Origin of the sequence: Roseobacter sp. HKCC-CH-9351, assembly GCF_037830295.1 — a bacterium.
Taxonomy (GTDB): Bacteria; Pseudomonadota; Alphaproteobacteria; order Rhodobacterales; family Rhodobacteraceae; genus M30B80.
In genome coordinates, this window is record NZ_JBBLYM010000001.1 from 1,160,331 (window position 1) to 1,174,870 (window position 14,540).

The 14,540-nt window shown below is 53.6% G+C and carries 13 protein-coding genes and 1 tRNA gene; 8 read left to right on the plus strand and 6 right to left on the minus strand.

Annotated features, from left to right (window positions below):
* Window positions 1-19: 19 nt before the first annotated feature.
* From AAC632_RS05935 to AAC632_RS05945, 3 genes are all read right to left on the minus strand, one after another.
* Window positions 20-385 (minus strand): DUF2237 family protein, encoded by a 366-nt coding sequence (locus AAC632_RS05935; protein WP_340297668.1) that lies wholly within the window; start codon window positions 383-385, stop codon window positions 20-22.
* A gap of 66 nt (window positions 386-451) precedes the next feature.
* Window positions 452-1,141 carry an aminoacyl-tRNA hydrolase gene (pth, locus tag AAC632_RS05940; RefSeq protein ID WP_340297665.1) on the minus strand — a complete coding sequence of 230 codons (690 nt, stop codon included), beginning with the start codon at window positions 1,139-1,141 and terminating at the stop codon, window positions 452-454.
* Window positions 1,142-1,250: 109 nt separating this feature from the next.
* Window positions 1,251-1,883, minus strand: coding sequence for a 50S ribosomal protein L25/general stress protein Ctc (locus tag AAC632_RS05945; protein WP_340297662.1), 633 nt, complete (start codon window positions 1,881-1,883; stop codon window positions 1,251-1,253).
* Window positions 1,884-2,038: 155 nt separating this feature from the next.
* Here AAC632_RS05945 and AAC632_RS05950 point away from each other — a divergent pair, with 155 nt between their 5' ends.
* Window positions 2,039-3,247, plus strand: a complete 1,209-nt coding sequence (locus AAC632_RS05950) for an MFS transporter (protein WP_340299893.1) — start codon at window positions 2,039-2,041, stop codon at window positions 3,245-3,247.
* On the opposite strand, the gene AAC632_RS05955 is transcribed toward AAC632_RS05950, so the two are convergent.
* Together AAC632_RS05955 and trpA are read right to left on the minus strand one after the other, a co-directional pair.
* Window positions 3,244-4,407 (minus strand): alpha-hydroxy acid oxidase, encoded by a 1,164-nt coding sequence (locus AAC632_RS05955; protein WP_340297659.1) that lies wholly within the window; start codon window positions 4,405-4,407, stop codon window positions 3,244-3,246. The genes AAC632_RS05950 and AAC632_RS05955 overlap by 4 nt on opposite strands.
* Window positions 4,408-4,467: 60 nt before the next feature.
* The gene (gene trpA / locus AAC632_RS05960; protein ID WP_340297657.1) at window positions 4,468-5,262 is read right to left on the minus strand and encodes a tryptophan synthase subunit alpha; all 795 of its coding nucleotides are present in this window, start codon (window positions 5,260-5,262) and stop codon (window positions 4,468-4,470) included.
* 142 nt (window positions 5,263-5,404) lie between these two features.
* Here trpA and ychF point away from each other — a divergent pair, with 142 nt between their 5' ends.
* From ychF to AAC632_RS05975, 3 genes are all read left to right on the plus strand, one after another.
* A complete protein-coding gene (ychF, locus tag AAC632_RS05965) occupies window positions 5,405-6,502 on the plus strand; it encodes a redox-regulated ATPase YchF (RefSeq protein WP_340297656.1) in 1,098 nt (365 codons plus the stop codon).
* A 61-nt stretch (window positions 6,503-6,563) separates the two neighbouring features.
* Window positions 6,564-6,653, plus strand: a tRNA-Ser gene (locus AAC632_RS05970).
* 76 nt (window positions 6,654-6,729) lie between these two features.
* Entirely contained in the window at window positions 6,730-9,762 is a 3,033-nt protein-coding gene (locus AAC632_RS05975; protein WP_340297653.1) for a pectin acetylesterase-family hydrolase, read from the plus strand.
* Between the two features lie 56 nt (window positions 9,763-9,818).
* Here AAC632_RS05975 and AAC632_RS05980 read toward each other — a convergent pair whose 3' ends face one another.
* Window positions 9,819-10,082, minus strand: a complete 264-nt coding sequence (locus tag AAC632_RS05980; RefSeq protein WP_340297650.1) for a hypothetical protein — start codon at window positions 10,080-10,082, stop codon at window positions 9,819-9,821.
* 162 nt (window positions 10,083-10,244) lie between these two features.
* On the opposite strand from AAC632_RS05980, the gene AAC632_RS05985 reads away from it, so the two are divergent.
* The 4 genes from AAC632_RS05985 (at window position 10,245) to AAC632_RS06000 (ending at window position 14,534) form a co-directional block, all read left to right on the plus strand.
* The gene (locus AAC632_RS05985; RefSeq protein ID WP_340297647.1) at window positions 10,245-11,276 is read left to right on the plus strand and encodes a LacI family DNA-binding transcriptional regulator; all 1,032 of its coding nucleotides are present in this window, start codon (window positions 10,245-10,247) and stop codon (window positions 11,274-11,276) included.
* A gap of 115 nt (window positions 11,277-11,391) precedes the next feature.
* Window positions 11,392-12,696 carry an ABC transporter substrate-binding protein gene (locus tag AAC632_RS05990; RefSeq protein WP_340297644.1) on the plus strand — a complete coding sequence of 435 codons (1,305 nt, stop codon included), beginning with the start codon at window positions 11,392-11,394 and terminating at the stop codon, window positions 12,694-12,696.
* 128 nt (window positions 12,697-12,824) lie between these two features.
* Complete coding sequence (locus tag AAC632_RS05995) at window positions 12,825-13,691, plus strand: carbohydrate ABC transporter permease (protein ID WP_317656336.1); 867 nt, start codon at window positions 12,825-12,827, stop codon at window positions 13,689-13,691.
* A gap of 12 nt (window positions 13,692-13,703) precedes the next feature.
* A complete protein-coding gene (locus tag AAC632_RS06000) occupies window positions 13,704-14,534 on the plus strand; it encodes a carbohydrate ABC transporter permease (RefSeq protein ID WP_340261637.1) in 831 nt (276 codons plus the stop codon).
* Window positions 14,535-14,540 lie beyond the last annotated feature (6 nt).

The window sequence follows — 14,540 nt, forward strand, 5'->3', positions numbered from 1 at the left end:
GAAACGATCGGTTCGGGTGTCACTCGATTTGGTGCAATTCCAATACGGTCAGCGGAATGATTTCGAGCGCGCGCATATGGGTTGCGTGCAGGTTCACCTTTGGCGCAACGCCCTCTTCATGAGCCTGTAGGAACCGCGAGGCGCATAGGCACCAGCGATCGCCCTCCTTTAAGCCAAGAAATCCATATTCGGGGCGGGGCGTGGTTAAGTCATTGCCCACATATTTTGAAAAGGCCAGAAATTCGCGGGTCATGACCGCGCAGACAGTATGCGCGCCGAAATCATCATCGCTGGTGTCGCAGCACCCGTTGCGAAAGAAGCCCGTCATTGGATCGCGGCCGCAGCTTTGCAGCGGCGCACCAAATACATTTACGCTTTCATCCATGGTCTATCCTCATACGCGCCAAAGGTGTTGCGAGAGAGGGATAGGAATACCCAAGGCGCTAAATGTTTATCGAAACCGATCAACCAGCTTTTGTAACGGGCTTCGGCTGTCTTGCGGTATCTCTACGGCCTCTGCGGGGGATGGGGCCGTGTCGCGTGATTTACGCCTCGGCGCTGTTTCGCGGGAGGGTGTGGTGGTTTGTAAGGCCACAGCATTTTGGAACTGCGCGCCATTATCCTCGGCAAGGGCTTTGGCCCCATTCGAAATACCCCGCAACATCATCTCTAGCCAAGACTGATCGGCCTTGGAAAAATCAGACAGAACATAGGCCGCGACCCGATCCTTGTGGCCTGGATGACCAATACCAAGCCGCACCCGGTGATACGCCTCACCAATATGGTCATGTAGTGACCGCAGACCATTATGCCCTGCATGCCCCCCGGACGACTTAAGCCGAAGTTTTGATGGGGCAAGGTCAAGCTCGTCATGAAAAACTGTGACATCTTGCGCAGTCAGTTTAAAAAACCGCATTGCCTCGCCCACGGATTGCCCCGAGCGGTTCATATAGGTTTCTGGCTTGAGCAAGATCACCTTTTGGTCGCCCAAAACCCCTTCGCAGATTTGGCCTTGAAATTTGCTGCGCCACGGAGAGAACCCATGATCTGCGGCAATATGATCCAAGGCCATGAACCCGATATTATGACGGTTCTGGCTATATTTCGCGCCGGGATTTCCAAGACCAACCCAAAGTTTCATAGCCGCTTTGATACTCCGATTGCCCGTCCCGTGAAAGGGTAGTCTATGATAAAGTAAAGGCGCGAAGAAATCTTCGCGCCTTTATCAATTCGTCAGAAGATCGGCCTGATTATTCGGATTCTTCTTCTTCTTCTTTGCCTTCAGCAGCGGCTTCGTTATCTGCGCTTACCAGACCCGATGGGGCGGTGATATTGGCGATCACAAAATCGCGGTCGATTGTTGGCTTAACGCCTTCTGGCAGGGTAACGTCAGAGATGTGGATCACATCGCCAATGCCGCGGCCTGTCAGGTCAACAGTAATCCCCTCAGGGATGTCACCTGCAATCACCGAAAGCTCAACCTCGGCACGCACGACTGTCAAAACGCCACCGCGTTTGATGCCAGGTGCGGCTTCATGGTTGATAAAGTTGACAGGGATGAACAGCTTAACACGCGAAGTGCGGCGTAGGCGCATCAAATCAACATGGGTCGGCAGATCTTTTACCACGTCGCGCTGCACGCCACGGCAAATCACGCGCACATCTTCTTGACCGTCAACCTTGAGGTTGAACAGGGTCGCGAGGAAGCGGCCCTCTTTCAGGCGCTTAAGCAATTGGTTAAAGGGGATTTGAATTGCAACGGGGTCAGCCCCACCGCCATACACAATACCGGGCACCTTGCCTTCACGGCGAGCTTGACGAGCGGCCCCCTTGCCTGTCCCCGTCCGTGCCTCGGCGATAAGATCAGGAATCTCACCAGCCATAGCTATATCTCCATATGTTATGGGCCGCCTCCAAGGGTGTCGGGCCCGTGAAACCGCGCTCTTACAAGCATTTTCGGCCTTTGACCAGAGCTAAATCCGCCATTTTGTACATATATCGCTTGAGCCATTCCAATCGGCGGGGTAGCGATTTTAGCATGCATGCGCTCGCCAAAATTAGACAGGATCTTTCGCTGACCATCAGGCCTGTATTTGGCTTTATGGTTTTGGGAATCTTTTGGGGCTCTTATGCGGCGCTTGCCCCGCAAATCAAAGCGCAGATTGGGGCCGGTGATGGGCTCTTTGGCACGCTTTTGCTGATGTCTGCTTTGGGGCTTGTCACCGCAATGTGGTTGGCGCCGCGGGTAGATCGGCATTTGGGAAAATGGGGGCTGCCCCTTGGCGCGGGTCTATTGGCCTTGTCGTTTGCGGTTTTGGGTGCGGCAAGCCGCCCGTTGGAATTTGGCATTGGGATGGTTTTAGCGGGGGCGGCTTCGGGGTTGACGGATGTTATTATCAATGCCCGCGTCTCAGAGGCAGAGGCCGCTTATAAGCGTCCGCTTATGTCACTTAATCATGCGATGTTTTCTTTCGCCTATGCGCTTGCTGCACTGAGCGCAGGCGCGGCGCGGGAATTTGATGCCTCAGCCTTACAGGTTTTTTTGGGGTTGGGGGTCATCGTTGCTTTGGCACTGCCCATTTTGCGCAGCCCATCTTTTTTGGTCGGTGCTTCGCAGGATGGCGCAACGGAGCAGGGCGTTGATTTGGCCCGCTTCTGGTCGGGTTTGGTGATCTGGCCTGGATTGGTGGTAATGTTTGGCTTCATGTCAGAGGCCGCGATGGAAAGTTGGTCTGCCTTGCACATTGAACGCTCGCTCGGCGGGCGGGCTGTCGAAGGGGCGATTGGCCCCTTCATGTTGGGCTTAACGATGGGGATTGGCCGTCTTGCAGGGCATTTTCTCACGCAAGCGCATGATACGCTGCGCATGGTTTCGCGCGCGGCGTTGGTTTCGGCGGCGGGGGCGGTGATCGCCGCTTTCGCAGTGACGCCCGAGATGGCCTATACAGGATTTGCGATCCAAGGATTGGGCGTCTCGATTATCGCGCCATTGGCGCTAGGTTTGGCGGGGCAACTCGCAGGGTCTGGGGAAAGAACGCGGACCATCGCCCGCGTGTCGGTCATTGGGTTTGCGGGGTTTTTGCTCGCCCCCGCAACAATGGGATGGATGGCAGAATTGGCCAGTCTGCGGGTGGCTTTTGGCATGATCGCGGTGATTTTGCTCATCATCCCGCTGATCTGCGCGCGTGCGCTGCGCCCCCTCTCACCTGCGCGTGGCGGGCAAGAGGGGCGCATCAGCGGGGTTTAGCCCCACTCGCCACTAAAGTTTTTCGGAACGAGCAGGTTGTGACGTCCAAGGGCCTTCACATCACGCTCGCCGCAGAGCGCCATCGTGCTGTCCAGTTCCTTATGGATCACTTCCAAAGCGCGGGTAACGCCTGCTTCCCCCATGGCGCCAAGCCCGTTGACGAAGGCGCGCCCGATATAGGTGCCTTTTGCCCCCATGGCCAAAGCCTTTAGCACATCCTGACCAGAGCGAATGCCACTGTCGAGATGCACTTCGATCTTGTCGCCCACCGCGTCCAAAATCGGCTCTAACATACGGATTGAGGATAAGGCCCCATCCAATTGACGCCCGCCATGGTTGGACACAACAATAGCATCCGCGCCGACCTTTGCGGCCATTTTTGCATCTTCGGCATCCAAAATGCCTTTGATGATCACAGGGCCGTCCCACATTTTGCGGAATTGTTTAATGCGTTCCCAATCAAGGCTTTGATCAAAGGCTTGCGCCGTCCATGAACTCAGCGAGGAGGGGTCATCAATCCCATCGACATGACCCACAATATTACCAAAGAAGCGCCGCTTTGTGCCAAGCATCTCAAGGCCCCATTGCACCTTGGTCATCATATCAGCCACGGATTTCACAGTGAATTTGGGCGGTGCTGACAGCCCGTTTTTGAGGTCTTTGTGGCGTTGACCCAAAAGCTGCAAATCCACTGTAATCACGATGGCCGAGCATTTAGCGTCTTTCGCGCGCTGAAACAGACGCGTCATGAAATCATCGTCTTTGAGCGTGTAGACCTGAAACCAGAAGGGTTTGTTGGTATGTTCCGCCACATCTTCGATGGAGCAGATCGACATAGTAGAGAGGGTGAAGGGCACACCGAATTTTTCTGCGGCCCGCGCCGCTTTGATCTCGCCATCAGCGCGCTGCATACCCGTCAGCCCAACAGGGGCCAAGGCCACGGGCATCGCCACATCATGGCCAATCATGGTCGAGGCTGTGCTGCGGTTTGACATATCGACCGCCACCCGTTGGCGGAGGCGGATCAGGTCAAAATCGGATGAGTTTTCGCGGAAGGTCTGCTCTGTCCAGCTGCCCGATTCTGCGTAATCGTAAAACATCTTTGGCGTGCGCTTTTGATGCAAGCGGCGCAGGTCTTCGATTTCGGTGATGACGGGCATGGTGGCACTCCTCCGCAAGGCTGGTAAGGAAGTCTTACCAATTCTTGCGAAGGCCCGCAATCAATTGGCGCGATGCGCCCCATCGGCCAAGGATTTCACAAAGGCGGTGATCTCTGGCACGGTTTTTCCCTGCTCAATCAGGCTGACAATCGCTGACCCCACCACCGCCCCATCGGCAACGCCGGCAATCGCTTCGGCGGCCTCAGGCGTTTTGATGCCAAAGCCCACAATCACGGGCAGATCGGTCTGCGATTTGATCCGTGCCACCTCTGGCCCAACATCTCCCGCTTGCGCATTGGCGGCCCCTGTGATGCCCGTGATCGAAACATAGTAGATAAAGCCCGATGTGTTTTCCAACAGCTTGGGAAGGCGTTTGTCATCACTGGTCGGTGTCGCCAGACGGATGAAATTCAACCCTGCGTTTTGCGCGGGAATGCACAGCTCGCTGTCTTCTTCGGGGGGCAAATCAACGATGATCAAGCCGTCAATGCCCGCCTCTTTAGCTTGCTCCAAAAAGCGATCCACACCGCGGCTGTAAATCGGGTTGTAATATCCCATCATCACAATCGGCGTGTTATTATCGGTTTTGCGCAACTCACGCGCCATTTGCAGCGTTTTGTCGAGGGTCTGCCCCCCTTCAAGCGCGCGCTGCCCCGCAAGCTGAATGGTCGAGCCATCCGCCATTGGATCGGTAAAGGGCAGGCCCAATTCGATGATATCCACACCCGCCGCGGGCAGGGCTTTGATCAACTCAAGCGAGGTGTCGTAATCAGGATCGCCCGCCATGACATAGGCGACAAAGGCCTTCTTGCCCTCTTGGGCCAGCCGCGCAAAAGTGGTGTCGATCCGTGTCATAGATGCCTCCCGTGAAATCGTTCGTTTGGGGTTTGCGGCAAATAGCGGCGGAAATCAATGGGGCCTGACGGGTTCGGGCCATTGCCCCGCCGCGCACTTCGCCCTAGAAGGCAGCCAACGCGCATCACGGAGGTCGCTTGCAATGGGTTTCAAAATGGGAATCGTGGGTCTGCCCAATGTTGGGAAATCCACGCTGTTCAACGCCTTGACCAAAACCGCAGCCGCACAGGCTGCGAATTTCCCCTTTTGCACCATCGAGCCGAATGTGGGCGATGTGGCCGTGCCTGACCCACGCCTTGAGAAATTGGCCGCGATAGCAGGCTCAAAACAGATCATTCCAACCCGCATGACCTTTGTCGATATTGCGGGCCTCGTGCGCGGGGCCTCTAAGGGCGAGGGGTTGGGCAACCAATTCCTAGCCAATATTCGCGAGACCGATGCCATCGCCCAAGTGTTGCGCTGCTTCATTGATGATGATGTGACCCATGTGGAAGGCCGCGTTGACCCCGTGGCCGATGCTGAGACCATCGAAACCGAACTGATGCTCGCTGATCTCGAAAGCATCGAGAAACGCCTGCAAAACCTGACCCGCAAAGTGCGCGGTGGCGACAAAGAGGCGGTGCAGCAAGAGCGCCTTTTGAAAGAGGCGCAGGCGATGCTAGAGCAGGGCAAACCCGCCCGCATGGTCGAGGTGGCAGAGGATGACGCGAAAGCGTGGAAGATGTTGCAACTTCTGACCACCAAGCCCGTGCTATATGTTTGCAATGTGGACGAGGCCTCTGCCGCCACGGGCAATGACCTCTCCGAGCGGGTTGAGGAGATGGCCAAGGCGCAAGGGGCGGCTTCGGTCGTCATCTCAGCCGCGATTGAGGAAGAAATCAGCCAATTGCCCGCCGAGGATGCCGCCGTGTTCCTGGGCGAAATGGGTCTAGAGGAGGCAGGTCTCGACCGCCTTATTCGCGCGGGCTATGACCTTCTGGCATTGGAAACCTATTTCACCGTTGGCCCGAAAGAGGCCCGCGCATGGACGATCCGCCACGGCACCGCCGCGCCTCAAGCCGCAGGCGTGATCCATGGCGATTTCGAGCGCGGCTTCATCCGCGCCGAAACCATCGCCTATGAGGATTACGTCACCTTGGGCGGCGAGGTCGCAGCCAAAGACGTAGGAAAAATGCGGGTCGAGGGGAAAAACTACATCGTCAAAGATGGTGATGTGCTGCATTTCCTCTTCAACGCCTAATCCCGCCGCGCCACAAATTCCCCCCTTGCCCCTGCGCGCCCATGTCGTTAGACGGGTCGGCGGAGACGTGGCCGAGTGGTCGAAGGCGCTCCCCTGCTAAGGGAGTAGACGGGAAACCGTCTCGTGGGTTCGAATCCCATCGTCTCCGCCATTTCAAATCTAATTCTCAAGAAAGTTGAACTTTCGCGTTTCCGAAATAATACTCCCATCAGATCATGGGAGTAGTCATGCAAAAGTTCGTTATTTCTTGTGCAATAGCACTGACCGCGGCATCGCAAGCAGTAGATGCGCAACAAGCAGAAACTACAGGTTTCGAACAGCACCCAATTTTTACAGCGCAATTCATACTTAATCAGCTTGGATATGACGCAGGTCGTGTTGATGGTGACTATGGCCCTAGAACAGCTGCCGCAATTTTTGAATTTTATCGGGAAACAAATCTCGATGATGATGACCCCACCGTGGTCGATACCTCGGACTTGCTTGCTCTCATCAATGTTGCGGAAGAAGCAGGGCTAAGAACGGCGCCTTTCGCTGGCCTTGAACACGAGAATTCAAATTCTGAATTTCTCTATCCGCCTCTTAGCCCGGCGATCACTAGAGAACGATATTGGTTTGGGCATTTTTGGTCGAACTACGACTTCAACAACGATGGGCTACTCGATTTCATCTACACGGGAACCATGAACCCAGAAAACGTCGAGGTGACTGGCGAAAATACAGCTGGATTGTGCGGAGGAAGTGATTGCGAAGGCGAGATGCCTGGACCTACGTTATTTCTACAAAATGAAAGCGGAGCATTTATCGATCGTAGTGATCTGTTTGTAGATTTGCGCAGTGTTCCTGGTCAGTCTTTGGCACGACAAAACTTAGTTGCTGACTTTAACGGTGACGATATTGCAGACCTTTTCGTTGCAGATCATGCAATTGGTCATCACGATGGCATTAGAGATAGCTATTTTTTGAGCCAACCTAATGGAACTTGGCTGGAAAGCTCCAACACACATCTGAGTGATCCAAACTACCAGATTTTTGACCACGGTGGCGCGGTTGGAGACATAGATGCAGATGGAGACGTAGACATTGTCCTTACCGAACTTGCAAATAAGCTGACATGTTGGATCAATGATGGCTCTGGATCCATGTCTAGACGGACATGTGGCGATGTTAATGCGTTCGCTATCGAGCTAGGCGATATGGATGGAGATGGTGACCTCGATTTGGTTCATGCTGGCCATGAATATGGAGGCTCTTCCCCAACAGGTATTGCTATGAACGATGGTCGCGGCAATTTCATTCGTTCTGTTCGGTTGCCCACAATTGAGAGTTGGGGAACGGTCCCTGAAGTGGGCCTATGGGATCTAGACACGGATGGCGATCTCGACATCGTCTTGTCACGTGCGGGTATCTTATACGTTGGCACCGGTGTGCAAGTAATCGAGAACCTCGGCGACGGCTCCTATGGCTCCTCCTTCCATCCAATTGTTACTGCGCCAGATGGTTATGTTGCAGAACATGAAGGCAATGTATGGAACAATTTCATTGAAAACTTCCGCTTTCATGATGTCGATGCGGATGGCCTTGTCGACGTGGCATTCATTGGCGGTGGGGGCGATGATCAACAAAATTCTCACATGGTCAGAGGGGCGTATCTCAAAAATCTTGGTGGATTGGCGTTTTCACATATTCCGGCAAGTGATCCCGCCAACCATGTGCTTCGTGTTCCTGAGAGCCTATTTAATGGAGCGGGCAGCCGAGGCAGAATTCTGAGTAATGCTGGTATTCCTTTCGGCAATATCTACGCCGCGGCATTTAATGACTTTGTTGGTGACCATTCTGATCAATCATTCTCCATGGGTGATTTTTTCGCCTTAGCGTCACCAATCGAGTTGCCAACGTCTGGCGCTGTCATAACGGCAATGGGTAATTTAGAGATTCATGATCGTGTTCTAGCTGGCAAATACGATGTTGTTATCGAGTGGGCTGGTCGAGAATTCGTCGCGACATTCTGCCAAGAATATTACGCACAATTCGACTTTCTTGCGAACCGGCTGGTGTTGGGAGCGGATCAGGGTTTTGGTGGTTTTGACGAATTAGCGCAGTTCGCAACCAACTCTTGTGCATTCTATCAAGGACGTGTCGCTGTTGGTGCTTGGGAAGCTGACCCTGCCATTTCTGTGACCGGCTTGGATGCCGTTTTAAACGATCTAAACCGTCAAGAAGTTGGGCTAGAGTTGATAGTCAAAATGCCAATGCTAACCGACGAGCAGCGCAATGAAGTTCTCACAACCGTGGGTGGCCAAGTTGTGGATATGCTTGGAAATGAACAAAGCATCGAGGTGGTGGAAGATAACGGTCCGTCCGGCTCAGATGAAACATCAAGCTCGGTTTTCTACACCAACTCTGCCGAGGCAGTTTGTAGTAACGGTGAACAGGCAGCATTTCATGTTTATCGCACTGGGTCGGATCAATGGTTCGTATACTTGCAGGGTGGTGGCCTAGCATCAAACGCTGAGGAGTATTTGTCTCGCGTCCCAACCTGGACGACACCCCGCACTCAACAGGGCTATCTTCAAGACATGCCCGCCGTCGAAGATTTTCGAAACAAAGGTTACAATGTCGCAGTAATCCCCTATTGCTCGAATGACCTATACCAAGGTTCTCACACGCACACTATCCGTGGTGAAACAGTGTATTTCCGGGGACGAGCAATAGTAGAGGATGTCATCGACCAATTGGCTCCTGACCTGTCAGCTGCATCTCGTGTAGTGTTTGGTGGCTCGAGTGCCGGAGCTATTGGATTGGGTTACAATGCTGACTTGATTGCTCAATTTGAAAACCCATACCTGCTAGTAGACAGTTTTTGGCTTGATACTGAATCCAGAGCAGTCCGAGATAGTTGGAGTGGGCCTAATTGGGATGCTATCGAACAATTTGTATATGCCAACATGCCACAACACTGTGGGTCACAATGGGCCAGTTGTTTTCCACAAAGGACACATTTTGATCGATATGGGTTTGAGAACGTGTTCTTCATTTGGAATATGGGCGATCCCTACATGAGAGGCGATACCAACGCCAATCGAGCGAGCATAGAAAGTGATCTCGCTTACTACGGGCAAGGCCTATCCATACAGAACGGCGAAGAGTTACATCCTGACTATGCCGACTGGGTTCATGGAATGCTTTTCAATGATTTCTATGATTTCCCGTTGGATGGCGGCTCTCTGCAAGAGCGGATATGGGCGTGGTTGAATTAAATGGAAAGGAGGCCATCTCTGGCCCCTTTTTCGCATCGCTTTTTTCTCACGCATGATCACATCATTTGCGACAAAAAATAGATTGGGGCCGCGATTGCAAAAGTCGCACAGGCCGCTTTGGACAGGCACACGGCGCAGGCCAACGGGCCTTTGCCGCTGGTCATTTCACCAAACCATCCCAAAAACGCACCGACTGCATAGCCTGCTGCTTCGCGTTTCAGCTGTTGTTGTTTGATTGATAACTGTGACTGGGCATAACGCGCTTTTAGATCAATTTGGCCTTTTTGCGCCATGTCACGGGTCATTGATTGGTCATTCATCCTCGCCTCCTAAATCATGTCAGTTCCGTTGACTTAGTGCAGTGGCGCGAAAGGCAAGGCGTAAGGTTAAGCTGCGGGCCGTATCGGAGATTTTCTCAAGTCTTGATTTTTTCCGCGCGATAAGAAAACGTAAAGCTTGGTAAAAAATTGAAAGTGAGACAAATGGAAGATCGGCCCGTTCGCAATATGGAGGAGTTTGCCGCCTTTTGCGGGGTGTCGCGTCCGACTGTGTCAAAATATTTTCACGACCCCGAAAGCGTCCGCCCCGCCACCCGCGCCAAAATTGAGCAGGCGTTGGAGGAAAGCAATTATCGTCCCAATATCTTTGCGGTGAACCAGAACCGCAAACTGACGAAGAATATCGGCATTGTTTTGCCCTATCTGGCAGACCCGTTTTTTGCCGAAATCGCAAGGCGGATCGAGACATTGGTGATTGCGCAGGGGTTTCGTCCAATTTTGCTTAGCTCGCATGGCGATCCGCAGCTTGAGGTTGGCAATTTGGACGCACTACGCGCGATTAAGCCTGCGGCTGTTTTATTGGCCCCGCTTGGGCGCGCCTCTGATCGGGCGGCGTTGGAAGGCTTTTGCGCTGATGTGCCCACAGTAAATTTTGATGCCAATATTAAGGGGATCGGCGAGGCCTTTGTGGGTCACAACAACGAACAAGCAACCGATAAGATGGTTGAATATCTGACCCGCACAGGCGAGCCGCCCGTATTTTTTGAGATGCGCACGCCGCCCAACCCAAATGCGAATAAACGCCGCTTGGCCTATATCGGCGCGATGGAGCGATTGGGGTTCGCACCACAGGTCGTGCAAGCCCATGGGGAAGGGTGGGCGCTAGAGGAGATCGGCTATAACGAAGGGCGGCGGGTGATTACGGAGCGCGCCTTTTCAAGCAATACGATTTTCTGTAGCAATGACCGCTTGGCCATTGGCTTTTTGGCGGCGGCTTATGAATTGGGTTTGCGCGTGGGGCGCGAGGCGGATTGCGCGCTGCGGGTGGCGGGGCATGACAACCACCCCGTGGCGCGGTTTACCTGCCCGACCTTGACCACGATCTCGCATGATTATGCGCGCATTGCCACGAAAAGCGTTGAGACAATGATGGCTTTGATCGAGTCGGGCGAACGCGGCGATACCCGACAAGTGACGCTGTTTGATGGCGAGTTGATTATGCGCGCTTCGGCATAATCCAAGGTTATCAAGGGCTAAGATAAAAATTTACACGCGTAAATTTTTTTATTGACGGGAAACAAGTCTTGTCAGTAACGTCTGGTCACTGAATAGAATCCTTGGGAGGAGTAGGATGACTATGAAACGTTCGTTGCTTGCAGCGACAGCTTTGTCTGTGCTGACTGCTGGCGCTGCGATGGCGCAGACCATCACAATCGCAACCGTAAACAATGGCGATATGATCCGTATGCAGGGCTATACGGATACATTCACAGAACAAACTGGTGTCAATGTTGAATGGGTGACCCTTGAGGAAAACGTGCTGCGTCAGCGTGTGACCACTGACATCACCACAAATGGTGGCCAGTTCGACATCATGACCATCGGCATGTATGAGGCGCCGATCTGGGGTTCTAATGACTGGCTTGTGCCTTTGGACGACCTCAGCGCCGAATACGATGTGGCTGACCTTCTGCCTGCAATGGCAGGCGGTTTGAGCCATGATGGCACGCTTTACGCTGCACCGTTCTACGGCGAAAGCTCGATGGTGATGTATCGCACAGACCTGATGGAAGCAGCGGGTCTGGAAATGCCAGAAGCGCCAACTTGGGCCTTCATCCGCGAAGCGGCGGCAGCGATGACAGATCGCGCAAATGAAATCAACGGCATCTGTCTGCGTGGTAAGGCAGGCTGGGGTGAAGGCGGCGCTTTCATCACTGCAATGTCCAACTCGTTTGGCGCACGTTGGTTTGACATGGACTGGAACGCACAGTTCGACACACAGCCATGGCGTGACACGTTGGAATTCTTTGTTGGCATGATGAATGAATCGGGCCCTGCGGGCTATGCCACCAACGGCTTCAACGAGAACCTGTCGCTGTTCCAGCAGGGCAAGTGCGGTATGTGGATTGACGCGACTGTTGCGGCATCCTTCGTCACCAACCCCAATGACTCGACCGTTGCAGATCACGTAGGTTTTGCTCTGGCACCTGATAATGGCCTTGGCAAGCGTTCCAACTGGCTCTGGGCTTGGGCCTTGGCTATCCCTGCGGGCACACAGCAAGCAGATGCAGCCAAGCAGTTCATCGAATGGGCGACTTCCAAAGAGTATATCGAATTGGTTGCCGCCAATGAAGGTTGGGCAAACGTGCCTCCAGGCGCACGCACCTCGCTCTATGAGAACCCCAACTACGCAGACGTTCCATTTGCAGACATGACACTTCGTTCGATCTTGTCCGCAGACCCGAACGACTCGACTGTTGAGCCAAGCCCCTATGTCGGCATTCAGTTCGCAGCGATCCCAGAATTTGCGGGCATCGCATCTGAAGTGAGCCAAGAATTCTCGGCAGTTTATGCAGGCCAGCAGTCCATTGATGAGGCTTTGGAAAAAGCACAAGCCATCACCAATGAAGCAATGGAAGCAGCGGGCTATCGCTAAGCGGTAACCCACCTCCCCAAGAACGTGGGAGGCGTCTCAAGGTCGCCTCCCACATTTTCCGACATCGCCCCAATATTTGTTAATATATATTGACCAGACCCGATGTCTGTCCCGTGAAGGATTTGCCGATGGCCACCCAACATTCACGATCCGCTGCGCGTGTGATGATGGCCCCTGCCGTGATCTTGCTGCTTGGTTGGATGCTTGTTCCGTTGACCATGACCTTGTGGTTTTCGTTTCGGCAATATCTGCCGCTGCGCGGTGGCGACCAAGGCTTTATCGGGTTTGAGAATTACATCCGCTTTATCAGCTCAAGTTCGTTTTGGCCTGCGGTTCAAACCACCCTTGTGATCGTGCTTGGGGTTTTGGCCATCACTGTTATCCTTGGGATCTTCCTCGCCATGCTTTTGGATCAGCCCATTTGGGGGCAGGGTGTCGTGCGGATCATGGTCATCGCGCCCTTTTTCGTTATGCCCACTGTATCGGCTTTGGTGTGGAAGAATATCTTTATGGATCCCGTCAACGGCCTGTTCGCGCATTTGTGGCGCGCCTTTGGTGCCGAACCTGTTGTGTGGTTGTCGGATGTGCCGATTACATCGCTGATCATGATTGTCTCGTGGCAATGGCTGCCCTTTGCCACGCTGATTTTGCTAACCGCGATCCAATCTTTGGATGGTGAGCAACTAGAGGCCGCCGAAATGGATGGCGCAGGCCCTGTTGCACGGTTTTTCAATCTGGTGCTGCCGCATTTGGCGCGGGCGATCACGATTGTGATCTTGATCCAGACGATTTTCTTACTGTCTATTTTCGCCGAAATTTTTGTGACCACGGGCGGGGCCTTTGGCACGCGGACGCTGACCTATCTGATCTTCCAACGCGTGTTGGAAAGCCAGAATGTGGGTCTGGGGTCTGCGGGCGGGGTCTACGCCATCATCCTTGCCAATATTGTTGCCGTCTTCTTGATGCGCATCGTTGGTAAGAATTTGGACGCGTGAGGAGGAAACGCTATGGCCCGCGCAGTCACCCCAAACCGTAAGCTCATCAATACTTTGGTTGCATGGACGATTGGCTTTTTGATCTTCTTCCCGATCTTATGGACGATCCTGACAAGCTTCAAAACCGAGGCGCAAGCGATCAATGACCCGCCTTTATTCTTGTTCTTTGACTGGACGCTAGAGAATTATGGCGTTGTGCAAGAGCGGTCGGACTACACCCGCTATCTGTGGAATTCGATCATCATCGCGTTTGGTTCAACCGCGCTTGGCCTATTGGTGGCGATCCCTGCCGCTTGGGCTATGGCCTTTGTGCCGTCCAAACGCACCAAGGATATTTTGCTTTGGATGTTGTCCACCAAAATGTTGCCTGCGGTTGGGGTGCTTTATCCCATTTACCTGCTCTTCATTGAGCTTGGCCTTCTCGACAGCCGCTTTGGTTTGGTTGTGGTTATGATGCTCATCAACCTGCCAATCATTGTCTGGATGCTCTATACCTATTTCAAAGAAATCCCGAGCGAGATCCTAGAGGCCGCGCGGATGGATGGCGCGAGCTTGCGCGAGGAAATCCTGTATGTGCTGACACCAATGGCCATTCCTGGGATTGCCTCAACCATTTTGCTCAATGTTATTTTGGCGTGGAACGAGGCGTTTTGGACATTGAACCTCACAGCGGCCAATGCGGCCCCGCTGACGGCCTTCATCGCCAGTTATTCTAGTCCAGAAGGGCTGTTTTACGCGAAGCTATCGGCAGCTTCGACCATGGCGATTGCGCCCATTCTTGTGATGGGGTGGTTCAGCCAAAAACAACTTGTGCGCGGCCTGACCTTTGGCGCGGTTAAATAAGCGGAG